Consider the following 22,710-nt stretch of genomic DNA (forward strand, 5'->3'; position numbering starts at 1 on the left):
TGAAATCTCGGACGAGCCATTAGAAAAATTTGGGACCTGGCATGATTCGACCTCAATTGCCCTTGAATGCATTACGCGCCTTCGAAGCTTCTGCGCGCCATCTGAGCTTCACCCGTGCGGCCGTGGAGTTGTGCGTGACCCAAGCGGCCGTCAGCCATCAGGTCAAAAGCCTGGAGGCGCAACTCGGCGTGATCCTGTTCAAACGCCTGCCCCGTGGCCTGATGCTGACCGGCGAGGGCGAAACCCTGCTGCCGGTGCTGACCACGTCGTTCGATCATATCGCGCAGATGCTCGAGCGTCTGGCGGGCGGGCAGTATCGGGAAATGCTCACGGTTGGCGCGGTGGGCACTTTCGCCGTGGGCTGGTTGTTGCCGAGGCTGGTGGACTTTCAGGCGAAACATCCGCTCATAGACTTGCGGCTGTCGACCAACAACAATCGGGTGGACGTCGCCGCCGAAGGGCTGGATTACGCGATCCGGTTTGGCGCCGGGGCGTGGCACGGTATCGAGGCGACCCGTTTGCTGGAGGCGCCGTTGTCGGTGCTCTGCGTGCCGGAAATCGCCCGCCAGTTGCACACGCCGGGGGATCTTTTGCAGCAGCGTTTGTTGCGTTCCTATCGCACCGACGAGTGGCCGGAATGGTTTCATGCGGCGGGTCTGGCGACCCATGCCGCGCCGCCCCAGAGCATCGTGTTCGACTCGTCGCTGGCGATGATGGAGGCGGCGTTGCAGGGTGGCGGGGTGGCACTGGCGCCGCCGTTGATGTTTGCCCGGCAACTGGCGGCGGACCTGATCCGCCAACCCTTTGCCATCGAAATCACCACCGGCAGCTATTGGCTTACGCGCTTGCAGTCACGGCCTGAGACGGCGGCGATGGCGGCGTTCAGACACTGGTTGCTGGAGGCTGCGCAGGCTTAGCGCACCAGGCACGGCTTCTTGTTATCGAACGTCCAGCCCGGAATCAGAAACTGCATCGCCACGCTGTCATCCCGTGCGCCGAGCCCCATGCCTTTATAGAGTTCGTGGGCCTTGGCCACCTGATCCATGTCCAGCTCCACACCCAGCCCCGGTTTCTTCGGCACCTGCACGCAGCCGTCGACGATCTGCAGTGGTGCCTTGGTCAGGCGCTGGCCGTCCTGCCAGATCCAGTGGGTGTCGATCGCGGTGATGTCGCCCGGCGCGGCGGCCGCGACGTGGGTGAACATCGCCAGGGAAATGTCGAAGTGGTTGTTGGAGTGCGAGCCCCAGGTCAGGCCCCATTCATGGCACATCTGCGCCACGCGCACCGAACCCTGCATGGTCCAGAAATGCGGATCGGCCAGCGGGATGTCCACCGATTGCAACTGAATCGCATGGCCCATCTCGCGCCAGTCGGTGGCGATCATGTTGGTGGCGGTTTTCAGCCCGGTGGCGCGACGGAATTCGGCCATCACTTCACGGCCCGAATAGCCGTTTTCCGCACCGCACGGGTCCTCGGCGTAGGCCAGCACATGATGCTGGTCGCGGCACAGACGGATCGCTTCTTTCAGTGACCACGCGCCGTTCGGATCGAGGGTAATGCGCGCGTCAGGGAAGCGCTCGGCCAGTGCGGTCACCGCTTCGATTTCGGCGTCGCCGCTGAGCACACCGCCCTTGAGCTTGAAGTCCTTGAAGCCGTAACGCGCATGGGCAGCCTCGGCCAGACGCACCACGGCGTCGGCGGTCATGGCTTTTTCGTGACGCACGCGGAACCAGTCATTGTCGGCATCCGGTTCGCTGCGGTAGGCGAGGTCGGTTTCCCGGCGATCGCCCACGTAGAACAGATAACCGAGCATCTTCACTTCATCGCGCTGCTGGCCTTCGCCGAGCAATGCCGCCACCGGCACGTCGAGGTGCTGGCCGAGCAGGTCGAGCAGGGCGGCTTCCAGCCCGGTGACCGCGTGAATGGTGATGCGCAGGTCGAAGGTTTGCAGGCCACGGCCGCCGGCATCGCGGTCGGCGAAAGTCTGGCGGACCTGGTTGAGGATCTTCTGATACGTGCCGATCGGGCTGCCGACCACCAGGCTGCGAGCGTCTTCCAGCGTCTGGCGGATGCGTTCGCCGCCGGGCACTTCACCGACGCCGGTGTGGCCGGCGTTGTCCTTGAGGATGACGATGTTGCGGGTGAAAAACGGCCCGTGGGCTCCGCTCAGGTTGAGCAGCATGCCGTCGTGGCCGGCCACCGGGATGACTTGCATCTCGGTGATGATCGGGGCTTTGGCGATGTCGTGTGCGGTCATTTGGGATTGTCCTTTCAAGCGTGTTTCGGCGCGGCATCGGCCACGGCGACGTCAGGTGCGGATTTGGGTGTCATGCGGGCGGCGAACACGATGATCGCGGCGATGATCGAGGTCGCGGCCAGACCATAGAGGCCGCCCTGGATCGAACCGGTGTGTTGTTCCAGCAAGCCGAAAGTGGTCGGGGCGACGAAGCCGCCGAGGTTGCCCACCGAGTTGATCAGCGCGATGACGGCAGCGGCGATCCGTGCATCGAGGTAGGCCTGCGGAATCGGCCAGAACAGTGACGAAGCGGATTTGAAACCCAGCGCAGCAAAGCAGATCGCGACAAAGGCAAAAATCGGCCCGCCGGTGGTGGACATGAACATCCCCGCAGCGGCGATCAGCAATGCAGTGGCGACCCACGCCTGCTGGTGTTTCCACTTCGCCGAGAACGAGGCGAATGCGTACATGCCGATGATCGACAGCAGCCACGGAATCGAGTTGAACAGGCCGACCTGGAAGTCGCTCATCTCGCCCATCTTCTTGATGATGCTCGGCAGCCAGAACGTCGCCGCGTAGATGGTCAATTGAATGAAGAAGTAGATCAGGCAGAACAGGATGATCTGGCGATCCTTGAGCAGTTTGCCCAGCGACGGCCGGATCGGGGTCGCGGCTTCGCGGGCCTTCTGCTCATCGTCGATGGCTTTGACCAGCGCATCCTGCTCGGCGCGGGTCAGCCATTTCGCATCGTGGGGTTTGGCGTCGAGCCAGAACCAGACGAATACGCACAGGCAGACCGAGAACATCCCCTCAATGAAATACATCCACTGCCAGCCGTGCAGGCCCAAGCCTTCGATCTGCAACAGCAGGCCGGACAACGGGCCGGAAATCAGCGAGGCCACGGCCGAACCGCTCAAGAAAATCGCAATCGCCTTGCCGCGCTCGGCCCCTGGCAACCAGCGGGTGAAGTAGTAGATCACCCCGGGAAAGAATCCGGCCTCGGCCACGCCGAGCAGAAATCGCAGGATGTAGAAGTGGGTTTCGTTCTGGATGAACGCCATGCCGGCGGCGACCAGGCCCCAGGTGAACATGATGCGGGTCAGCCAGATTCGCGCGCCGACTTTTTGCAGCAACATGTTGGAGGGGACTTCGAATAGCGCGTAACCGATGAAGAACAGCCCGGCACCGAAACCGTAGGCCGCGGCACCGATGCCGAGGTCGTGTTCCATGTGGGTGCGGACGAAGCCGATGTTCACCCGGTCAATGTAATTGACGATGAACATGATGACGAACAGCGGCAGGACGTGGCGTTTGACTTTGGCAATGGCGGAGGACAGCACGGAATCGGCGCCCTCGTTCATCCCGGCAATGGATGATTTCACTTGGTTTTCTCCCACTCGTTATTTTTATGCGGGGTGTGTCTGGTGTGCGTTGTTGATAGACATCATACAACTAGATTTTTTTGTCCTACAAGCGGGAGTGCTCAATCAAATTTGTCTACGGGAGACGGTTTTTATGCTTTTTAAGTTTTTAAGTGCCGTATTTGTTGGCTTTGGTAAGGGTTTTATCAGATATGGCAGAGCATTCCATGCCAGTGATCGTGGGGCGGTTGCTCGACGCAAAGGAGAGTTTTCTAACTAAAATCCAGTGTTGTCATACAAGTTGAGGCCTGAAATTGATAGGAGCTCATACAAGTGATCACCTCCAGTGCTACGATCGGTTTGCCCCGATCACTGGAACCGACCATGCAAGAAGACCTCGACGCTCCCGCCCGTAAACGCGCGCACAACCTGGCCCATGACCTGGTGGAAAAACTCACCCAGAGCATCCTGCTCGGCCAGATGTTGCCCGGTGACAAGTTGCCGTCGGAAAACTCGATCGTTCAGGAGCACGGTGTCAGTCGCACCGTGGTGCGCGAGGCGATTTCCAAATTGCAGGCGTCGGGGCTGGTGGAGACGCGGCACGGCATCGGCACGTTCGTGATCGAGCGCGCGCCGGAGCAGGGGCTGCGACTGAATGTCGACACCGCGCTGGGCGTGCGCAGCATTCTCGAATTGCGCATGGGCCTGGAGACGCAAGCGGTGGCACTGGCGGCGCAGCGCCGTACCGAACAGCAACTGGTGCAGATGCGTCAGGCGCTGGACGACTACCAGCGTCTATTGGCCAACAACGACAGTTGCGTCGAGGCCGACCGGCGCTTCCATCTGTTGATTGCCGAAGCCACCGGCAATGTCTGCTTCACCGAAATCATGCAGCACCTGGGCAGCGCAATGATCCCGCGCACCCGGGTCAACGCCGCCGAGCGCGGCGCGGTGGATTTGAGCAAGCTCGGGCAACTGGCGAATCTGGAGCATGAGGCGATCCTCAACGCGATCAAGCGTCAGGACCCGGACGCCGCGCGTGCGGCGATGTGGCTACACCTGACCAACAGTCGCGACCGGTTTTCGGCGGGCGGCGCATAACGGTGTCGCAACTCAAGTCTCAATGGCCCGCACCGCCGCGGGCCGCTCCAGATTCAACGCCAGCACGCTGATCAACACCACTGCCGAACCCACCAGTACCAGCAACGTCGGTCGCTCACCCAATCCCACCGAAGCAATGCCCATTGCGGTCAGCGGAATCAGGTACAGCGTCATCGTCGCCCGGCTCAGGTCCACATGCTTCAGCACGAATGCCCAGGCCATATAGGCGAGGGCGCTGGGAAACACGCCCAGACCCAGCACCGCCCATTGCACCCGCAGCGGCGCACGGGCCGCGCTGTCGACCAGCCCCGGCAAGTAGATCAACAGCAGCAGCGTGCCGGACCACACGGTGTAGCAAACCAGCGTCAGCCCGTCGTAGCGTCCGGCGTGGTGTTTTTGCAGAGCGAAGTAAACGCTCCATGACACGGCGGCCAGCAGGATCAGCAAGCCGTGCGCGTCGAGGCTGCCGAGGCCGCGATCGCCGCTGACCACGATCACCACGCCGACGAATCCCAGCAACACACAACCCCAGCGCCAGGCGCTGATCCGATCCTTGAACAGAAACCGCGCCAGCAACGTGCTGAACAGCGGCGTCGATTGCGCCAGCACACTCGACGCGCCGGCGCTGACGCTTTGCTGACCGATGTTCAGCACCACGTGATGCAGGCTGACGGCAAAAAAGCCCAAGGCAAACAACAGCGGCAAATCCTGCAGGCGCGGCAGATGAATGCCCTTGAAACCTGCAATCACCGCCATGAACAGCGACGCCAGCAGAAACCGCAGCAAGGCCAGATGACCGGGGTCGTAGGCTTGCAGACCGATGTGGATGCCGGTCGGCGAATAGGCCCAGCAACCGACCACGAATGCCATGGCCAACAGGATTTTCAAAGGCGAAGTGGAAGGCATGAGCGAGGCACCGTGTGATTGATGCGCCGAGTATCCGGGCGGCCAATCATTCGCCACAACTGACTTATACTGCGCCAACCATTCACTGTGAGTGATGAATTATGGAGCTGGCGCAGATCCGCATGTTCAAGACCGTGGCCGAGGTCGGCAGCATCGCCAAAGCGGCTGAAAAGCTGTTTTGCGTGCCGTCGAATATCACGGCGCGGATCAAATCCCTGGAAGCGGAGCTGGGGGTGGCGCTGTTTCTGCGCGAAGGGCGCGGGCTGCGGATCAGTCCGGCGGGGCAGACCTTTCTGGCTTACGCGGAGAAGATTCTGGCACTGACGGCTGAAGCCAAGCGCGCGGTCGATCCCGCTGCCGAGCCGTCCGGGCCGCTGCGCATCGGTGCCATAGAATCTTCGGCAACCGGGCGCCTGCCGCGCCTGCTGGCGAAGTTTCACAAGCGCTATCCAAACGTGGCCCTCGAATTGACCACCGGCACCTGGGGCCAATTGCTGGACGATACGGTGAGCCATCGGCTCGACGGCGCCATCGTCGCGGTGGACGTCGAGCGTTCCCAGCTCAAGCGCACGCCGATGTATCGCGAAGAATTGCTGCTGATCGCATCGACCTCGTTCGGGCCGGTGCGCGACCTCGACGATTTGCAGGACAAAACCGTGTTCATGTGGCCGCAAGGCTGTCCCTATCGCGCCGCGCTGGAGCACTGGTTGTTGCGCCAGGGCCTGGCACTGCCGATTGTCAGTCTGGCCAGTTACGGGGCGATTGTCGGTTGCGTGAGTGCCGGCGCCGGCGTGGCGCTGGTGCCCAAAGGCGTGTTCGAGCAATACGCGAAAGGCGCGGGGTGTGCGGGTTACGAATTTCCGGAACTGACGGCCATCGACAACTTGTTCTACTGGCATGAAAACGCCGGGGTGCACCCGGCGCGTGAGGCGTTTGTGGCGATGCTGCGCGAGGAGTTTGTCTGAGCCGGATCAGGCTCCGCTCACGTCGCGCATCAGCAAGCCGAAGCGCAAATCCACCGCATCCGGAATCGGCAGATAAACCGTGTGCCCGTCCCCCGGCGCCACGTCGATGGCTTCGCCCTTGAGGTTCTGCAGTTCATGCAGATCAAAATGGAAATTGCCCTTGGGCGTCATCAGTTCCAGATGATCGCCCAGCGCAAAGCGGTTCTTCACCTTGACCTCGGCCAGACGATCCCGGCGCTCGCCGGTCAGTTCGCCCACAAACTGCTGACGCTCCGACACCGAGCTGCCGTTCTGGTAGTTCTGGTATTCGTCATGCACATGACGACGGAGGAAGCCTTCGGTGTAGCCGCGCTGGGCGAGGGATTCCAGATCGGTCATCAGGCTGCGGTCGAATTCGCGGCCGGCCACCGCATCGTCGATGGCCCGGCGGTAGACCTGGGTGGTGCGTGCGCAATAGAAGTGCGATTTGGTCCGGCCTTCGATCTTCAGTGAGTGCACGCCCATGCGGGTCAGGCGCTCAACGTGCTGCACCGCGCGCAGGTCCTTGGCATTCATGATGTAGGTGCCGTGTTCGTCTTCGAATGCCGGCATCAGCTCGCCGGGACGGTTGGCTTCCTGCAACAGAAACACCTGATCGGTGGGGGCGCCGAGGCCGAGGGTCGGTTGCGGTTCGAAGGTCTGCACGATTTCGCCGAGCTGATTTTCAGTCGCTTCCTGTGCCGAATATTTCCAGCGGCAGGCATTGGTGCAGGTGCCCTGATTGGCGTCGCGCTTGTTCATGTAACCCGAGAGCAGGCAGCGGCCGGAATAGGCCATGCACAGCGCGCCGTGGACGAACACTTCAAGCTCCATGCCCGGCACTTGCTCGCGGATTTCGCCGATTTCTTCCAGCGACAATTCACGGGACAGGATGATTCGGCTCAGTCCCTGTTGCTGCCAGAACTCGACGCTCGCCCAGTTCACCGTGTTGGCCTGCACCGACAGGTGGATCGGCATCTGCGGGAAGTGTCGGCGTACCAGCATGATCAGGCCGGGGTCGGACATGATCAGCGCGTCCGGTGCCATTTCGATCACTGGCGCCAGATCCTTGAGGAAGGTCTTCAATTTGGCGTTATGCGGCGCGATGTTGACCACCACGTAGAAGCGCTTGCCCTGGGCCTGGGCTTCACGAATGCCGAGCGCCAGGTTGGCGTGATCGAACTCGTTGTTGCGCACCCGCAGGCTGTAGCGCGGCTGGCCGGCATACACCGCATCGGCCCCGTAGGCGAAGGCATAACGCATGTTTTTCAGGGTGCCGGCGGGCGCGAGCAGTTCGGGGGTGAAGGAGGTCGTCATGGCGGCGTCGGTCGCAAAAGCGCGGCAGGGTAGAGCAGTTGCGCCGAGGGTTTATTGATCTGGATCTATGCTCCATGAAGAAACAGGGCACTCGCGCTGACGCTGGCTGACTAAACGGGACGGGCGCGGGTGGCGCCTGACTGACCTGGACCGGACATGAACCAAAAGAGTCTGCAATTCAAATCCCTCACCGTGCTGCTGTTTCTGGTGACGGTCGCCTTTATCTGGATCCTGCTGCCGTTCTACGGCGCGGTGTTCTGGGCGGTGATTCTCGGCATCCTGTTTGCGCCGATGCAACGTCAGTTGCAACTGAAATTCGGCTGGCAACGCAACCTGACATCACTGTGTACGTTGAGTGTCTGCCTGGTGATCGCGATCCTGCCGGTGATCGTCATCAGTGTGCTGCTGGTGCAGGAGGGGGCGACGCTTTACGACAATATCGAAAGCGGCAAGCTCGATATCGGCGCGTATCTGGCGCAGTTCAAACACAGCCTGCCGCCGTACTTTCAGCACTTGCTCGACCGCTTCGGCATGGGCGAACTCAATGCCTTGCGCGAGAAGATTGTCAAAGCCTCGATGCAGGGCAGTCAGGTGCTGGCGAGTCAGGCCTTCAGCTTCGGCCAGGGCACGTTCGATTTCGTGGTGAGTTTTTTCATCATGCTGTACCTGCTGTTTTTCTTTTTGCGCGATGGCGCCGAACTGGCGCGCAAGGTACGCACGGCGATACCGCTGGAGGAACATCACAAACGTCGTTTGCAACTGAAATTCAATCGGGTGGTGCGCGCGACGGTAAAGGGCAATCTCGTAGTCGCGATCACTCAAGGAGCTTTGGGCGGGGCGATATTCTGGTTTCTCGACATTCCCAGTGCGTTGCTCTGGGCGGTGCTGATGGCATTTCTGTCGCTGTTGCCGGCGGTGGGTGCGGGGATCGTCTGGGTGCCGGTCGCGGCTTATTTCCTGCTCAGCGGGATGATCTGGCAGGGCGTGGTGCTGGGGTTGTTCGGGGTGTTCGTGATCGGTCTGGTGGATAACCTGCTGCGCCCGATCCTGGTCGGCAAGGACACCCGGATGCCGGACTACATGATCCTGATTTCGACCCTCGGCGGGTTGGCGGTGTTCGGGCTCAACGGTTTCGTGATCGGGCCGCTGATCGCGGCGCTGTTCATGTCGAGCTGGGCGCTGTTCATCGAAAGCAAACCGAAAGTGCAGCTGCCTTAAGCCTTGAACGGACCGTTGAGCAGTTGTTGCGACAGTGCCTGGGCGGCGGGCAAGGACGTGAGCGGGCCGCTGACCGGCTCGCCGTCGCGCACCAGATACCAGCAGGCGAGCAGCCCCAGCTCTCTGAGGGATGCGGGAACGGCGCTACCGATAACGGACATGATTTGAACCTGAGCCATGAGAAGTACCTCCATCAATCTATGGAGCTACCTTAGGGAGTTGGCCGTTTCAGGGACAATCAACGCTTTCGATAGTGGTCATTGACGCCAGTGAGGGCTGGCTCAATCCACCACTTGATCGAGCATGTGCACGATCTCGTGTTCATTGAGAAAACCCTTGCGCACCAGGTTTTCCGCCAGCAGCGAGAGAAACTTCGCCGTGCGGTGGCCTTCCAGGTGCTTGAGTTCGGTCAGGGCGTTGTAGACCTTGCTCGAGGTGCATAAACCGACGATGCGGTGCGGATTCTGTGTAGGCATTCAAGTCGTCCTTGTTGTTATCAACCTGTTGTATGCGGACGGATTCAGAGTGCGGTTCCGTCATGACAAATAGATGACCGTTCGTGTTTTGCCCCCGACGGTCGAGTCCATCATGCCGACTTTAACGGTTCAAACTGTCCCCACAGCGACCTTGGCGAGATTTTTTCAGACCTTGGCCGACGGACGGTTGGCTTTTCCGCGGGCAATAATCTGCGCGCAATAAAAAGCCCCGCTCTCAAGCGGGGCTTCGTGTGCCGGTTACCAGCGCGGGCCACCGTAGTAGTGTGGCCGGCCGTAATAACCGCGCGGCGGGCCGTAATAGACCGGGGCCGGTTGGACGTAGACCGGTTGCTGCACATAAACCGGGGCCGGCTGGTAGTAGACCGGTGGCGGCGGTTGCTGCACGTAGACCGGTGCCGGTTGAGCGTAAACAGGCTGTTGGACGTACACCGGCCGATCCTGGTTGATGAGCGCCGAGCCGATGATGGCCGAGCCGACGATCGCACCAAATACCGCCGGGCCCTGCCAGCCACCGCCGTGGGCTTCTGCCTGACCCGTGATCGCGAATGCACCAATCAACAAGGCCACGATGGGGAGTTTACGAATCATGATAATTCCTCGGTTCTTCGACCCGGCGTCCGAACCTGCAACAGGCCCGGAATGGCGCGGGGATACTTCTAAGACAGCAACATTTTGAAAAACAGCACGGACGCTAGGTAAATTTTGTGTAAGGTCTGTACCGGTTTGTTTACCGGATTTCAGGCATCGGCTGTGATGCCCGGAACAGACCGCCTTATGATCGTTCAGAACCCGATGGCCTGGCTAATCCCGTCCATCCGAAAGTGCATTCGAAGGAGCCTCCCATGCAGATGAACCCCAACAAAGACACCCAATTGTGCATGTCCCTGTCTGGGCGTCCCGGGAATTTCGGTCTGCGTTTTCATAACCATTTGTATGAACAACTGGGCCTGAATTTCTACTACAAGGCGTTCAGCAGCCAGGATCTGTCCGGTGCCGTCGGCGGGATCCGCGCGCTGGGAATTCGCGGTTGCGGCGTATCGATGCCGTTCAAGGAAGCGAGTATTGCGCTGGTCGATGAACTGGATGCCTCGGCGGCGGCGATCCAGTCGATCAACACCATCGTCAACACCAACGGCCATCTCAAGGCCTACAACACCGATTACATCGCCATTGCTCAGTTGCTGGAAACCCACGCGGTGCCGAAGGACACGACTTTCGCCCTGCGCGGCAGCGGCGGCATGGCCAAGGCTGTGGCCAGTGCCTTGCGCGATGGCGGTTACAAAAATGGTTTGATCGTGGCCCGCAACGAGCGCGCCGGGCGTGCGCTGGCGGATTCACTCGGGTATCGCTGGCAGGCGGAACTGGGTGACGAGCGCCCGCAGATGGTGATCAACGTGACTCCGGTCGGGATGGATGGCGGTCCGGAAGCGGGTCAGCTTTCTTTTGACGTGGATGTGATCAAGTCTGCCGACACTGTGTTCGATGTGGTGGCGATCCCCTCGGAAACCCCGCTGATCGTGCGTGGTCGTGCGGAAGGTAAAAAAGTGATCACCGGGCTGGAAGTGATTGCGATCCAGGCACTTGAGCAGTTTGTGCTGTACACCGGCGTGCGGCCGACGGTCGAGCAGTTCGATGCAGCGGTGGCGTTTGCCCGTAGCTGATGGAGCCTGAGCAACGGCATATCCGCCCGGATTTGTCGTTGCCTATACTGCCGGATCAGCAAGCACAGACTTGCCCATCACAAAAGCCGAGGTTTGCATGCATCCGCCCATTCTCAACCTGAATGACGTCGAACTCGAACCGCTTCCCGAATCATTGGCCCCCGAGGGCGAAACCGCCGGGCGTTATCAGCAACGGTTCGCCCGGGTCGGCCAGCAACTGGGCGCGCAGAAACTCGGTTATCGCCTGTATGCGTTGCCGCCGGGCATGCGCGGCAGTCCGTTTCACAGTCATCGGGTCAATGAGGAAATGTTCTACGTGGTGGCCGGGGAAGGGGAAGTGCGCCTCGGTGCCGAACGTTTCCCGATCCGCGCTGGTGATGTGATCGCCTGTCCGCCGGGCGGCCCGGAAGCCGCGCATCAGATCATCAACACCAGTGCTGCGGAACTTCGCTATCTGGCCGTCAGCACCCAGCAGCAACCGGAAATCTGCGAGTACCCGGACTCGAACAAATACGCGGTGATGGACAACTTCAACGTCGATGCCGACGGCAATGCCTCGGGATTCGTCGCGGTGGCGCGGCAGGCAGACGGCGTGGATTACTGGGACGGCGAATAACGCCGCCCCGGTGCGTTTATTCTTCGAGGCGGGCCAGACGCTCTTCCAGCGCTGCAATCCGCGCTTCCAGCTCTTCGATGCGCTCCACTGACACGCCGCTGGCAGCGCCGCGATCACTCGGGTTCTGTCGTGCCGCGATAATCGCCTCGATGTCCGCCGGATCGCCCAGCGCGTGGGTGTAGCGATCTTCGCGCTGACCGGCCTGACGCGGAATCAACACCGCCAGCTCCCGGGCGATCAGGCGTTCCAGCTGATGCACCACTTGTTCGGCGTCTTCGAATTCATGCATGCGACCGCTGCGGGTCAGCAGTTCGTTGACGGTCTGCGGGCCGCGCAGGAACATCAACCCGGTCAGGATCAATTGCGCCGGCACCAGCTCCAGCGCCTTGTCGACCTTGTGCTCCCAGCGGTCGGCGCGACTGCCCATCACCAGTTTGGCGAAACCGCGGCTTTCGAGGGCGCGCAGGCTCTGGCCGACCTGGCCCTGAGTCAGGTTCATCACTGGCTCCCGGCTGGTTTTCTGGTTGCAGGCCAGCACCAGTGCGTTGAGGGTCAACGGGTAGGTTTCCGGGCTGGTGGCCTGTTTCTCGATCAACGAGCCCAGAATGCGGATTTCCGTGGCGTTGAGCCGTGGTTCGTCGGAGCGGGTTTCAAATTCTGTGGTCATCGCGCGTTCCCTCTGCAGTCGAAGGCGCCTAGCCTAATCCTTGCTGGATAAAAGACAAGCCGCGCCGCCATGCGAGCATGGCTATAATCGCCCCCACGATTCACCCAGCCACCACGTGAGACTGCCATGACCATTTCCCTTTACGCCGCATCCGTCCCGGTTTTCCAACAAATGCTCAACGCCGTGAGCGATGTGCTGAAAAAGGCTGAAGCCCACGCCACCGAGAAAAACATCGACCCGAACGCCTTCCTGCAAGCGCGTCTGTACCCGGACATGTTCCCGCTGGTGCGTCAGGTGCAGATTGCCGTGGACTTCGCCAAAGGCGTTTCCTCGCGTCTGGCCGAAATCGAAATCCCGAAATATGACGACACCGAAACCACCTTCGCCGAGTTGCAGGCGCTGATCGCCAAGGTTCTGGCTTTCATCGGCGAGATCAAGCCAGAGCAGATCAATGGCAAGGAAGGCATCGAGATCGTGACTCGTCCGGGCACGCCGAAAGAGAAGCGCTTCAGTGGCCAGGCTTACCTGCTGAGCTACGGCCTGCCGCAGTTCTTCTTCCACGTCACCACCACCTACGCACTGCTGCGTCACAACGGTGTGGAAGTGGGCAAGCGCGATTACATGGGCGCGTTCTAAAACGTTCTGCAACAAAAAGCCCGCCAAGGTTTGCGCCTTGGCGGGCTTTTTTATTGCGTGGTTTTTTACGCCGGACGCTGGGCTTTCTGTTCTTCGCCCAGGCATGCGGCGGCGGTGAACAGCACGTCGGTGGAGGAGTTCAGCGCCGTCTCGGCCGAATCCTGCAATACACCGATGATGAAACCGACCGCCACCACTTGCATGGCGATCTCGCTCGGGATGCCGAACAGGCTGCACGCCAGCGGGATCAGCAGCAGCGAGCCACCGGCCACACCCGAAGCACCGCAAGCGCAGATCGCGGCGACGACGCTGAGCAGGATCGCGGTCGGGATGTCCACGGCGATGCCCAGGGTGTGTACGGCTGCGAGGGTCAGCACGGTGATGGTGATCGACGCGCCGGCCATGTTGATGGTGGCGCCGAGCGGAATCGATACCGAGTAGGTGTCTTCATGCAGGCCCAGGCGCTTGCTCAATTCCAGGTTGACCGGAATGTTCGCCGCCGAGCTGCGGGTGAAGAACGCGGTGATGCCGCTTTCACGCAGGCACTGAAGCGTCAGCGGGTACGGGTTGCGACGCAGCTTCCAGAACACGATCAGCGGGTTCATCACCAGCGCGACGAACAGCATGCAGCCCAGCAAAACCGCCAGCAGGTGCGCGTAACCGACCAGCGCGCCGAAACCGGAGGTGGCCAGGGTCGAGGCCACCAGACCGAAAATCCCCAGCGGCGCGAAGCGGATCACCACACGCACGATCAGGGTCACGCCGTTGGACAGGTCGCTGACCACTTCGCGGGTGGTGTCGCCGGCGTGGCGGATGGCCACGCCCATGCCGATGGCCCAGGCCAGAATGCCGATGAAGTTGGCGTTCATCAGTGCGCTCACCGGGTTGTCGACCACGCTCAGCAACAGGCTTTGCAGCACTTCACTGATGCCGCCCGGCGCGCTTACCGCGATGTTGTCGGTGGACAGCACCAGATGCGACGGGAACATCATGCTGGCGATCACCGCGACCACGGCAGCGGCGAAGGTGCCCAGCAGATACAGGAACAGAATCGGCCGGATGTGGGTTTCCTGGCCGTGCTTGTGGTTGGCGATCGACGCCATGACCAGCACGAACACCAGGATCGGCGCCACGGCTTTCAGCGCCGAGACGAACACCTTGCCGATGAAGGCCGTGCCTTTGGCCGCTTCCGGCGCGAACAGCGCGAGGGCGATGCCGGCAATCAGGCCGATCAGGATCTGGGTGACCAGGCTGAGGCTTTTAAGGCGTTGCAATAGAGAAGGGGATGAAGCGGTCATAACGGCATCTCTGGTTTTTTTATAGGGTGCAAGGTTGCGTGATCCGGGCGATGAATCGGGGGCAGGCCACAGACACGAACCGAAAGGACTGACGCGACAGCCACGCCGTTAAACGGTTGGCTGAACAGGGTGTACGTTTTGCAGGGCGCGGACTTTATCACAGCGTCGTCCGGATCCTTCAGACCTGTGACGATCTGCCACCGGATCCATCCACAACTTAGACAGGTTTGTGCAAGTCACTCGGGAAACACTCTGTTAAGATTGCGCATCCTTATTTTCAAGTTCTGCCGGCGGGCCCTCGGGTCAGCGCTGGTGTCGTCGTTTTGCTGGAGTTCCTCATGCTGTTGCCCATCCTTCTGTTGTCTGCCGCCGGGTTTACGGTGCTGACCACGGAGTTCGTCATCGTCGGCCTGCTGCCGGCGATTGCCCGCGACCTGGCCGTCACCATCCCGCAGGCCGGGCTGCTGGTGACTCTGTTCGCGTTCACCGTGGCGATGTTCGGTCCATTCTTGACCGCGTATTTCGCCCGCTTCGAGCGCCGCAAACTGTTCATCACCATCCTGATCATGTTCGGTCTGGCCAATACCGTGGCGGCATTGGCGCCGAACATCTGGGTCATGGCGATTGCCCGGCTGATCCCGGCACTGGGGCTTCCGGTGTTCTGGGCGCTGGCCAGCGAAACGGCGGTGGACATCGTCGGCCCGGACTTCGCCGGTCGCGCGATCGCCAAGATCGGCTTCGGCATCGTCTGCGCCACCGTGTTCGGGATTCCGGTCGGCACGCTGATTTCCGATGCGTTCGGCTGGCGCAGTGCGTTCGCCATTCTGGCGGTGATCGCGTTCGCCAAGGCGTTGCTGCTGTTTGTCTATCTGCCGAAAACCAGCCTGCACCAGCATCAGGTCAGTTTCGCTTCGCAGTTCAAGATCCTGCGCAGCCCGCTGATGCTCGGCCATGTGCTGCTGTCGATCCTGGTGTTCAGCGGCATGTTCACCGCTTATACCTATCTGGCGGACATCCTCGAACGTCTGGCCGGCTTCAATGGCACCGTGGTCGGCTGGTGCCTGATGGGCTTTGGCGCGGTCGGTCTGATTGGCAACTCGCTGGGCGGTCGTGCGGTGGATCGCCATCCACTGATGGCTTCGGTGATGTTCTGCGCGTTCATGATCCCGGGGATGGTGGCGCTGGTGCCGAACATCAATTCGTCGCTGGGTCTGGCGGCGGCGATGGGCATCTGGGGCGTGACTCAGGCGGCGCTGTTTCTGGTCAGCCACGTGCGCTTGATGAAAGCCGCACCTGAGGCGCCGGCCTTCGCCGCGTCGCTGAACATTGCCGGGGCCAATCTCGGGATTGGTTTGGGCGCGATCATTGGCGGTCGAGTGATCGACAGCGCCGGCCTCGGCTTTGTGGGTTTCGCCGCTGCCGGGTTCATTCTGCTGTCGATTTTCCTCGCCATGGTGCTGATGGTGCTCAAGCCGCGCGACGTCTGCGCGCCGGCTTAAAAGGCTGTAAACAGCTCGCGTCGGGCACCTTCGGTAATCGCTTTGATGCCGGGGTGCTTGACCTTGCGTTCCACCGAGATCGCGTAGAACGACTCGCTCACCGCATCGGTCTGACCGATCAACTCGACGCCGTACTGGCGCTTCACCTCATCGGCAATCACGCTCGGGCCAATGAAAATCCCGCTGCCGGACTGGCCGAACGCCTGCATCAAGGCGCTGTCATCGAACTCCCCGACAATCCTCGGCTGAATCTGCTGCTCGGCGAACCAGCGCTGCAACCGGCTGCGCACCACGGTTTCCGCGCCGGGGATCAACAGCGGCGCACCGTGCAGGCTGCGCGGAAAATCCTGACCGTATTGCGCTGCCAGCTCGGCGGTGGCGAAAAAACTGATCCCGCATTCCCCAAGCTTCTGGCTGTAGCCCTTGATGTCCAGGTGCGAGGGCATCGGGCTGTCGGAGATCACCAGGTCCAGGCGCTGGATCGCCAGGTCCGCCAGCAGGCGCTCGAGTTTGTCTTCGCGGCAGGTGATGCGCAGTGGCTCGCTCAATTCCATGGTCGGCGCGATCAGGCGATAGACGATGGATTTGGGCACCACGTCCGCCACACCGACCCGGAACAGGATCTGCTGTTCGTTGGGCTGGGCGCGCAGCATCAGCTCCAGTTCGCCGCCGAGCTGGAACATTTGCTCGGCGTAGGGCAGGGCTTGGCGCCCGGCCTCGGTGAGCTCAAGTTGCCGGCCGACCCTTTGAAACAGTTCGATGCCGTAAGTCTGTTCGAGCAGAGAAATCTGTCCGCTGATGGTCTGTGGCGTCAGATTCAGTTGCTCGCAGGCGCGCACGATGCTGCCGGTCTTGGCCACCACCCAGAAGTAGTGCAGTTGTCGGTAATTGAGCATGGGGTTCGGTCCGTCAAATACAGTTCGTATAAATCGAAGTATAGCCGCTAAAAATACGAATTTTCCTGAAGTGTCTGTCTCCCTAGAATGCCCAGCCATCGACGGCCGGTCTTTACGGCGCTGTCTGTTCTATCGAGGGAAGCATCATGAAACTAAAAACTACGGGGCTGTTGATCGCGTCTTTACTGGTACTGGCCGGTTGCGACCAGGCCGAAAAGAGCGCCCAGCAACTGATGGGGCAGGCGGCCGAAGCGGCCAAGCAAGCCATCGACGACACGCATAAAGCCGCCGAAGAGGCGCTCAGCGATGCCACCGGCAATCTGATCAGCAAGAAAGAACCGAAAGACGACGAAGAAAAATCCGAATCGTCCTCCCAGGAAATCTAAACCGTCTTACACAGAGTCAGGACTGACCCATGGAATATCTGTTAGAACTCGCCGCCAGCCCGACCGCCTGGATTGCCTTGGCCACGTTGGTGGTGATGGAGATCGTGCTTGGCATCGATAACCTGATCTTTATCTCGATCCTGACCAACAAACTGCCCGAGCAGTACCGGCAGAAGGCCCGTCGTCTGGGGATCGGCATGGCGCTGATCATGCGTCTGGCCCTGTTGAGCACCATCGCGTTCATCGTTCAGCTGACCGCGCCGGTCATCGAGATTCTCGGCCACGCGTTCTCCTGGAAAGACATGATCCTGATCGCCGGCGGCCTGTTCCTGTTGTGGAAAGCCACCACGGAAATCCATCACAGCATGGATCCGGCACCGGAAGATCCGAAGACTGCGACGTCTAAGGTGACCTTGGGCTTCGCCGCCGCCATCGGGCAGATCCTGATGCTGGACATGGTGTTCTCGATCGACAGCATCATTACCGCTGTCGGCATGACCGAACACTTGCCGATCATGGTGATCGCGGTTGTGGTCTCGGTGCTGGTGATGCTGTTTGCAGCTGATCCGCTGGCCAAGTTCATCAACGACAACCCGACGGTGGTGATGCTGGCGCTGGGCTTCCTGATCATGATCGGCATGACGCTGATCGCCGAAGGCTTCGGCGCCCATGTACCGAAAGGTTATGTGTATGCTGCCATGGCGTTCTCGGCTTCGATTGAAGTGCTGAACATGATGTCGCGCCGCGCCAAGCAGAAGAAACTGACTGCCGAAGCGTAATCGCCGGAAAACCAAAGGCCGCCTGAACTCGCGAGAGTCCAGGCGGCCTTTTTGTTTGTGTCGGTTACAGAAAGTCAGTGCGCGGTGGCGTGACGGGCGTCGTGTTTCTCGATCTTGCGGGTCGGTGCAGGTTGTACCGGGTGGTGATGGCGGCGGGAAATCCGCAACACGCCCCACAGCATGGCGGCGGCAACGGCCAGCCAGCCGGCAATCAGCATTACGATGGTCATGGTCAGGCTCATCTGTGCCTCCTCTTTGCCCTGCGTCGGGCGCTCTTTCTTTGGCTCTTGTCTGAGTGACAGTCTAGTCGCTGGCGTGTTTCAGGCTATTGACCAAAGGTCGGTGGTGACCAATCAGTTCGCTCTATGCAGCCGATTCATCTGCCGCTTTGGGCTATACCGCAGCGTGGCGCCGTCCTATGATCCTCGACCAAGCCGGAACACGATGACCGGTAACTGATCAAGAGAGTGACGATGGTGCAGCTATTTTCCCGAATTCGCGCGGCGCTGCTGGTGGCCGGTTGCGTAGCAGCATTGGTGGGGTGTGCGGGCAGTGTGGCGCCGGAGGTCAAGCGCCTGCCGGAGCGGGTCGAGCTCAGCGGCACCTTCTATCGCGGTGAGGCCTATCAAAGCGGGCCGCAAGTGCTGGCCAGCCTCCTGTCGCAGCAGGGCATCGTGATCACGCCGGGTCTGCTGGAAAAACCGCTGCACTTGCCGGGCGCCGAGGACAAGTTGCAACAGAATCTACAGAGCCTTGCGCGTGAGTATGGGATGGTCGTGTATCCGCTGGACAGCAATCTGCCGGCGTTGCTGACCCAAGTGGCGGCCGGGTATCCGGTGATGGTGCGTTTCAGCGAAGGTTCGGCATTCTGGGCGGAGCCGCGTTACGCGATCCTCTCCGGCTATGATCGTCTGAAGCAGAAAGTGCTGCTGCGCGCCGGGATGAATCGCCGTGAATTGATGAGCTTCAGCTCGTTCGAGTCGGCTCTCGAAAAGTCCGGCGGCTGGGCAGTGTTGATCCAGAAACCGACGCAGATTCCCGCAGCGGTCGATCAACAGCGCTGGCTCAAGGCTGCCGACGCACTGGCGCAAGCTGGACAGGAGCGGGAAGCAGCGCAGGCGAGGAAGGCGCTGGCAGCGCACTGAGGTTCCGTTCGTCGCTTGTCGGGCACCCTGGCGGGGGATGCGCTTCTGAACTGTAGCGTCCCGTGTTTTACGGGTCAGGTATCAGGAGACGAACATGGCAATTCCAAATTCACCCAGTGGGCCGCACTCTTCCGAGCATGGCAGTGGCGACGACCTGGGTTTCGATCCGGACTCGCCTGACCTGGACGATCCGCAAGTCGATCCCATCGGCCCGGCGAAGGCGCCGAAGGATGTGCAGCCGGGCGATGATCCCAAACGTCCGGCCAAGCCTTACGATCCCTTGGCTGATCTCAAGCCTTGAAGCGAGGTGCGTATGAGTACCGATTCGAGTTTCGACGACCACAAGCCTGACAGTGTGCCCACCACGCCTGAGCCGGAAGTTGATCCGGTGCTGGACCCGGAGAGCCCCATGCGCGATCCGCTGGCGCGTCCGGCGGTGATAACGCCGGAGCATTCGCGCGACCCGAGCGCCGGTGACGGCATTCCCGATGACGACAAGATGCCGTTGCCCAACGACTGAGTGCATAAATGAAAAAGCCCCGACGATTCGGGGCTTTTTCATGAGTGACGGATTATTTGGAGGCTTCGATCACGCCGCTCTGGCGACTCTTGAGGTTTTTGTCGGCCTTGTATTGCTGAGCCACGGCCGGGACGTTGGCGCTCTTGCCGGTTTCCACCCAGCTGCGGATGCGGCTGGCATCGGCAAAGTGGGTGTACTTGCCGAACGCGTCGAGAATCACCAGGGCGACCGGGCGGTTGGCCATGCGAGTCACCAGCACCAGGCAGTGGCCGGCCGGGTTGGTGAAGCCGGTTTTGGTGATGCGGATATCCCAGTCGGCCTTGTTGACCAGGTGGTCGGTGTTACGGAAACCCAGGGTGTAATTGGGTTTGCGGAACGAGACGGTCTTCTCCTTGGTGGTGGTCAGCTCGATGAGCAGCGGCTGTTTGTGCGCAGCCACCAGCAACTTGCTCAGGTCGCGGGCGGTGGAAACGTTGCGCTCGGACAGGCCGGTGGGTTCCACAAAGTGCGTGCTGGTCATGCCCAGCGCCTTGGCCTTGGCGTTCATCGCGGCGATGAAAGCCGCGTAACCGCCCGGATAGTGATGAGCCAGGCTGGCGGCAGCGCGGTTTTCCGAGGACATCAGGGCAATCAGCAGCATCTCTCGGCGGGGCAGCTCACTTCGCAATTTGACGCGGGAAAACACGCCTTTCATTTCGGGTGTGCGGCTGATGTCGACGTCAATCCATTCGTCCATGTTCTGGTGCGCTTCGACCACTACCAAACCGGTCATCAACTTGCTCACGGAAGCGATGGGCACCACCACGTCCGGGTTGCTGGAATAAATGACTTTGTTGGTCTGCAGATCCATCAGCAGGGCGCTGCCGGAGGCAATCTTCAATTGCGAAGCGTCTCGAGGGGCAGCGGTAGTTTCGGCGGCGTTGACCGTTGGCGTGAGGAGCGTGCCTGAAAATGCAAAAACCAGGCTCAGGATGGACAGACGAATATTCACGCGGGCGAACTCATGAAGGTTGGAAATGCCGTTCTTTGTAACGGCCTGTGTCGTAAAAACGACGCATTGTAGGAGTATGGTTGAAGAACTGTCGATGGTTGTCCGCAAGGCATGAAAAAGTCGTGAAAAGCCCTGTAAAAATAGGGGTTTCCGGCGAACGGTAAAGGTTTTTTCGAGGGCATGAAAAACCCCGCACAAGGCGGGGTTCTCGGAGGGCGGAAAACGCGACTCAGGCGTGCAGGGTTTCTGCCGCGTAGAGGGTGTTTTCCAGCAGGCAGGCGCGGGTCATCGGACCGACGCCGCCGGGTACCGGGGTGATCCAGCCGGCGCGGGGCAGGGCGGTTTCGTACACGACGTCACCGACCAGTTTGCCGTCGTCCTGACGGTTGATGCCGACGTCGATCACGATCGCGCCTTCCTTGATCCACTCGCCCTTGACCAGGCCCGGCTTGCCGGCGGCCACGACCACCAGATCGGCGCGGCCGACGTGGCCGGCCAGATCCTTGGTGAAGCGGTGGGTGACGGTCACGGTGCAACCGGCCAGCAACAGTTCCATCGCCATCGGGCGACCGACGATGTTGGAAGCGCCGACAACGACTGCGTCCATCCCGTACAGATCGGCACCGGTGCTTTCCAGCAGGGTCATGATGCCTTTCGGGGTGCACGGACGCAGCAGCGGAATGCGCTGGGCCAGACGGCCGACGTTATAAGGATGGAAACCATCGACGTCCTTGTCCGGGCGGATGCGCTCCAGCAGCTTGGAAGCGTCCAGGTGTTCCGGCAGAGGAAGCTGAAGCAGAACGCCGTCGATTGCCGGATCGTCGTTCAGTCGATCGATCAGATCGGTCAGTGCTTCCTGAGTGGTTTCGGAAGGCAGGTCGTAGGCTTGAGAGAGGAAGCCGACCTCTTCACAGTCTTTACGCTTGTGCGAGACATAAACCTGAGAGGCAGGATCGCTGCCGACCAGGATCACCGCGAGGCCGGGAGTACGCAAGCCTTGCTCGCGACGTTCGGCTACCCGTTGGGCGATCTGCTGGCGCAGGCTGGCGGCGATTGATTTGCCGTCGATTAGTTGTGCAGTCATTGCGCGTGATTAACCATCGAGAGGGGAAAAAAAGAGAACGCATTCTCGCATGTCAAACGGTGAGGGCAAAGGCGCTTGGTCAGCAAATTCCCCTAAGCCCTTTAATTAAATGAATTTTTTTCAAAAAGGATTTGACGACCTTCAGGTCGCTCTATACTATTCGTCGCACTTGTCGGGCACAGCCTAGCACTGGTTAAGAAGGTCGAACGAAATTACGGTTTCGAACGACTGGAAAGCACTTAGTTTGTAGTCCTCCAAGGGTACAGCTAACAAGGCGCCCGTAGCTCAGCTGGATAGAGCATCCGCCTTCTAAGCGGATGGTCGCAGGTTCGAGTCCTGCCGGGTGCGCCATTAGGCAGCATTGGCACAAGTAACGCGATATGGTGGGCGTAGCTCAGTTGGTAGAGCACGGGATTGTGACTCCCGTTGTCGTGGGTTCGATCCCCATCGTCCACCCCATATTTCGAAAGGCGCCAGATGTAACAGTCTGGCGCCTTTGCTTTAAAAAGCTTCATCCGCGGATGTGGTGGAATTGGTAGACACACTGGATTTAGGTTCCAGCGCCGCGAGGCGTAAGAGTTCGAGTCTCTTCATCCGCACCAATCAAAGCTTCATTCATGCCGTTGGCCGGGTGAGGTTCTACAAAGAAGTTGTTTGGCTTCTTTGACACGCAATATGGTGGGCGTAGCTCAGTTGGTAGAGCACGGGATTGTGACTCCCGTTGTCGTGGGTTCGATCCCCATCGTCCACCCCATATTCCGAAAGGCGCCAGATTTAACAGTCTGGCGCCTTTTTTGTTTTACGGTTTCGGATTTTGGCGGCTGCAGGTTTCGGGTCGCAGGGCAGGGTGCTTCGTCGTATTAATGTTGCTCGATGATGCTGCACTGCCCGTCGGCCTTGCTTGCGAGGTCGG

At 60.5% G+C, this 22,710-nt stretch carries 26 protein-coding genes and 4 tRNA genes; 17 read left to right on the plus strand and 13 right to left on the minus strand.

Annotation, left to right across the window (positions count from 1 at the left end; translation table 11 throughout):
* Positions 1–41 precede the first annotated feature (41 nt).
* Complete coding sequence (locus K5E37_RS04025; protein WP_221533188.1) at positions 42–917, plus strand: LysR family transcriptional regulator; 876 nt, start codon at positions 42–44, stop codon at positions 915–917.
* Here the strand turns inward: K5E37_RS04025 and gudD are convergent.
* Positions 914–2,257, minus strand: a complete 1,344-nt coding sequence (gudD, locus tag K5E37_RS04030; RefSeq protein ID WP_085608310.1) for a glucarate dehydratase — start codon at positions 2,255–2,257, stop codon at positions 914–916. The genes K5E37_RS04025 and gudD overlap by 4 nt on opposite strands.
* Positions 2,258–2,271: 14 nt before the next feature.
* A complete protein-coding gene (locus K5E37_RS04035; RefSeq protein WP_007951586.1) occupies positions 2,272–3,618 on the minus strand; it encodes an MFS transporter in 1,347 nt (448 codons plus the stop codon).
* A 363-nt stretch (positions 3,619–3,981) separates the two neighbouring features.
* Between K5E37_RS04035 and K5E37_RS04040 the strand changes: the two genes are divergently transcribed.
* Positions 3,982–4,698, plus strand: a complete 717-nt coding sequence (locus K5E37_RS04040) for a FadR/GntR family transcriptional regulator (protein ID WP_221533189.1) — start codon at positions 3,982–3,984, stop codon at positions 4,696–4,698.
* A 12-nt stretch (positions 4,699–4,710) separates the two neighbouring features.
* On the opposite strand, the gene K5E37_RS04045 is transcribed toward K5E37_RS04040, so the two are convergent.
* The gene (locus K5E37_RS04045; RefSeq protein WP_085608312.1) at positions 4,711–5,604 is read right to left on the minus strand and encodes a DMT family transporter; all 894 of its coding nucleotides are present in this window, start codon (positions 5,602–5,604) and stop codon (positions 4,711–4,713) included.
* Positions 5,605–5,705: 101 nt separating this feature from the next.
* Here K5E37_RS04045 and K5E37_RS04050 point away from each other — a divergent pair, with 101 nt between their 5' ends.
* Positions 5,706–6,569: a LysR family transcriptional regulator gene (locus K5E37_RS04050; RefSeq protein WP_085608313.1), complete on the plus strand. Its 864-nt coding sequence runs from the start codon at positions 5,706–5,708 to the stop codon at positions 6,567–6,569.
* Positions 6,570–6,575: 6 nt separating this feature from the next.
* Here the strand turns inward: K5E37_RS04050 and yegQ are convergent, their stop codons facing one another.
* Positions 6,576–7,904 carry a tRNA 5-hydroxyuridine modification protein YegQ gene (gene yegQ / locus K5E37_RS04055; RefSeq protein WP_085608314.1) on the minus strand — a complete coding sequence of 443 codons (1,329 nt, stop codon included), beginning with the start codon at positions 7,902–7,904 and terminating at the stop codon, positions 6,576–6,578.
* 156 nt (positions 7,905–8,060) lie between these two features.
* Between yegQ and K5E37_RS04060 the strand changes: the two genes are divergently transcribed.
* Positions 8,061–9,122 carry an AI-2E family transporter gene (locus K5E37_RS04060; RefSeq protein WP_221533190.1) on the plus strand — a complete coding sequence of 354 codons (1,062 nt, stop codon included), beginning with the start codon at positions 8,061–8,063 and terminating at the stop codon, positions 9,120–9,122.
* Here the strand turns inward: K5E37_RS04060 and K5E37_RS04065 are convergent.
* The 3 genes from K5E37_RS04065 to K5E37_RS04075 form a co-directional block, all read right to left on the minus strand.
* Entirely contained in the window at positions 9,119–9,301 is a 183-nt protein-coding gene (locus tag K5E37_RS04065) for a hypothetical protein (RefSeq protein WP_064380832.1), read from the minus strand. The genes K5E37_RS04060 and K5E37_RS04065 overlap by 4 nt on opposite strands.
* A gap of 102 nt (positions 9,302–9,403) precedes the next feature.
* Positions 9,404–9,598, minus strand: a complete 195-nt coding sequence (locus K5E37_RS04070; RefSeq protein ID WP_007951579.1) for a hypothetical protein — start codon at positions 9,596–9,598, stop codon at positions 9,404–9,406.
* A gap of 258 nt (positions 9,599–9,856) precedes the next feature.
* The gene (locus K5E37_RS04075; protein ID WP_007951578.1) at positions 9,857–10,207 is read right to left on the minus strand and encodes a hypothetical protein; all 351 of its coding nucleotides are present in this window, start codon (positions 10,205–10,207) and stop codon (positions 9,857–9,859) included.
* 254 nt (positions 10,208–10,461) lie between these two features.
* Here K5E37_RS04075 and K5E37_RS04080 point away from each other — a divergent pair, with 254 nt between their 5' ends.
* Positions 10,462–11,280 carry a shikimate 5-dehydrogenase gene (locus tag K5E37_RS04080; protein ID WP_221533191.1) on the plus strand — a complete coding sequence of 273 codons (819 nt, stop codon included), beginning with the start codon at positions 10,462–10,464 and terminating at the stop codon, positions 11,278–11,280.
* A 97-nt stretch (positions 11,281–11,377) separates the two neighbouring features.
* Complete coding sequence (locus K5E37_RS04085) at positions 11,378–11,896, plus strand: cupin domain-containing protein (protein WP_085608317.1); 519 nt, start codon at positions 11,378–11,380, stop codon at positions 11,894–11,896.
* A gap of 16 nt (positions 11,897–11,912) precedes the next feature.
* On the opposite strand, the gene K5E37_RS04090 is transcribed toward K5E37_RS04085, so the two are convergent.
* Positions 11,913–12,563 (minus strand): YceH family protein, encoded by a 651-nt coding sequence (locus K5E37_RS04090; protein ID WP_011335047.1) that lies wholly within the window; start codon positions 12,561–12,563, stop codon positions 11,913–11,915.
* A 126-nt stretch (positions 12,564–12,689) separates the two neighbouring features.
* On the opposite strand from K5E37_RS04090, the gene K5E37_RS04095 reads away from it, so the two are divergent.
* A complete protein-coding gene (locus K5E37_RS04095; RefSeq protein WP_007951572.1) occupies positions 12,690–13,199 on the plus strand; it encodes a DUF1993 family protein in 510 nt (169 codons plus the stop codon).
* A gap of 65 nt (positions 13,200–13,264) precedes the next feature.
* Here the strand turns inward: K5E37_RS04095 and sstT are convergent, their stop codons facing one another.
* Positions 13,265–14,497 carry a serine/threonine transporter SstT gene (gene sstT, locus K5E37_RS04100; protein ID WP_085608318.1) on the minus strand — a complete coding sequence of 411 codons (1,233 nt, stop codon included), beginning with the start codon at positions 14,495–14,497 and terminating at the stop codon, positions 13,265–13,267.
* Between the two features lie 338 nt (positions 14,498–14,835).
* On the opposite strand from sstT, the gene K5E37_RS04105 reads away from it, so the two are divergent.
* A complete protein-coding gene (locus K5E37_RS04105) occupies positions 14,836–15,996 on the plus strand; it encodes an MFS transporter (protein ID WP_007951570.1) in 1,161 nt (386 codons plus the stop codon).
* Here K5E37_RS04105 and nhaR read toward each other — a convergent pair.
* Entirely contained in the window at positions 15,993–16,892 is a 900-nt protein-coding gene (gene nhaR / locus K5E37_RS04110; RefSeq protein ID WP_007951569.1) for a transcriptional activator NhaR, read from the minus strand. The genes K5E37_RS04105 and nhaR overlap by 4 nt on opposite strands.
* Positions 16,893–17,038: 146 nt before the next feature.
* On the opposite strand from nhaR, the gene K5E37_RS04115 reads away from it, so the two are divergent.
* Both K5E37_RS04115 and K5E37_RS04120 read left to right on the plus strand, forming a co-directional pair.
* Positions 17,039–17,278, plus strand: a complete 240-nt coding sequence (locus tag K5E37_RS04115; protein ID WP_085608319.1) for a hypothetical protein — start codon at positions 17,039–17,041, stop codon at positions 17,276–17,278.
* A 29-nt stretch (positions 17,279–17,307) separates the two neighbouring features.
* Positions 17,308–18,057 carry a TerC family protein gene (locus K5E37_RS04120; protein ID WP_085608320.1) on the plus strand — a complete coding sequence of 250 codons (750 nt, stop codon included), beginning with the start codon at positions 17,308–17,310 and terminating at the stop codon, positions 18,055–18,057.
* Positions 18,058–18,131: 74 nt separating this feature from the next.
* On the opposite strand, the gene K5E37_RS04125 is transcribed toward K5E37_RS04120, so the two are convergent.
* Positions 18,132–18,299 (minus strand): hypothetical protein, encoded by a 168-nt coding sequence (locus tag K5E37_RS04125; protein WP_007951566.1) that lies wholly within the window; start codon positions 18,297–18,299, stop codon positions 18,132–18,134.
* 231 nt (positions 18,300–18,530) lie between these two features.
* Here K5E37_RS04125 and K5E37_RS04130 point away from each other — a divergent pair, with 231 nt between their 5' ends.
* The 3 genes from K5E37_RS04130 to K5E37_RS04140 all read left to right on the plus strand — a co-directional run bounded on the left by K5E37_RS04130 (position 18,531) and on the right by K5E37_RS04140 (position 19,722).
* On the plus strand, positions 18,531–19,202 hold the full coding sequence (locus K5E37_RS04130; RefSeq protein ID WP_085608321.1) for a peptidase C39 family protein: 672 nt from the start codon (positions 18,531–18,533) through the stop codon (positions 19,200–19,202).
* Positions 19,203–19,296: 94 nt separating this feature from the next.
* On the plus strand, positions 19,297–19,503 hold the full coding sequence (locus K5E37_RS04135) for a DUF6021 family protein (RefSeq protein ID WP_064380821.1): 207 nt from the start codon (positions 19,297–19,299) through the stop codon (positions 19,501–19,503).
* 12 nt (positions 19,504–19,515) lie between these two features.
* Complete coding sequence (locus K5E37_RS04140; RefSeq protein ID WP_085608322.1) at positions 19,516–19,722, plus strand: hypothetical protein; 207 nt, start codon at positions 19,516–19,518, stop codon at positions 19,720–19,722.
* A gap of 52 nt (positions 19,723–19,774) precedes the next feature.
* On the opposite strand, the gene pbpG is transcribed toward K5E37_RS04140, so the two are convergent.
* Both pbpG and folD read right to left on the minus strand, forming a co-directional pair.
* Entirely contained in the window at positions 19,775–20,713 is a 939-nt protein-coding gene (pbpG, locus tag K5E37_RS04145; protein ID WP_007951562.1) for a D-alanyl-D-alanine endopeptidase, read from the minus strand.
* A gap of 229 nt (positions 20,714–20,942) precedes the next feature.
* Positions 20,943–21,797 carry a bifunctional methylenetetrahydrofolate dehydrogenase/methenyltetrahydrofolate cyclohydrolase FolD gene (gene folD, locus K5E37_RS04150; protein WP_085608325.1) on the minus strand — a complete coding sequence of 285 codons (855 nt, stop codon included), beginning with the start codon at positions 21,795–21,797 and terminating at the stop codon, positions 20,943–20,945.
* A 274-nt stretch (positions 21,798–22,071) separates the two neighbouring features.
* Between folD and K5E37_RS04155 the strand changes: the two genes are divergently transcribed.
* The 4 genes from K5E37_RS04155 (at position 22,072) to K5E37_RS04170 (ending at position 22,551) form a co-directional block, all read left to right on the plus strand.
* Positions 22,072–22,148 (plus strand) — tRNA-Arg (locus K5E37_RS04155).
* Positions 22,149–22,180: 32 nt separating this feature from the next.
* Positions 22,181–22,256: transfer RNA gene (locus K5E37_RS04160), tRNA-His, on the plus strand.
* A 58-nt stretch (positions 22,257–22,314) separates the two neighbouring features.
* Positions 22,315–22,399 (plus strand) — tRNA-Leu (locus tag K5E37_RS04165).
* 76 nt (positions 22,400–22,475) lie between these two features.
* Positions 22,476–22,551, plus strand: a tRNA-His gene (locus tag K5E37_RS04170).
* Positions 22,552–22,710 lie beyond the last annotated feature (159 nt).

Origin of the sequence: Pseudomonas sp. RIT778, assembly GCF_019718735.1 — a bacterium.
GTDB lineage: Bacteria > Pseudomonadota > Gammaproteobacteria > Pseudomonadales > Pseudomonadaceae > Aquipseudomonas > Aquipseudomonas aphyarum.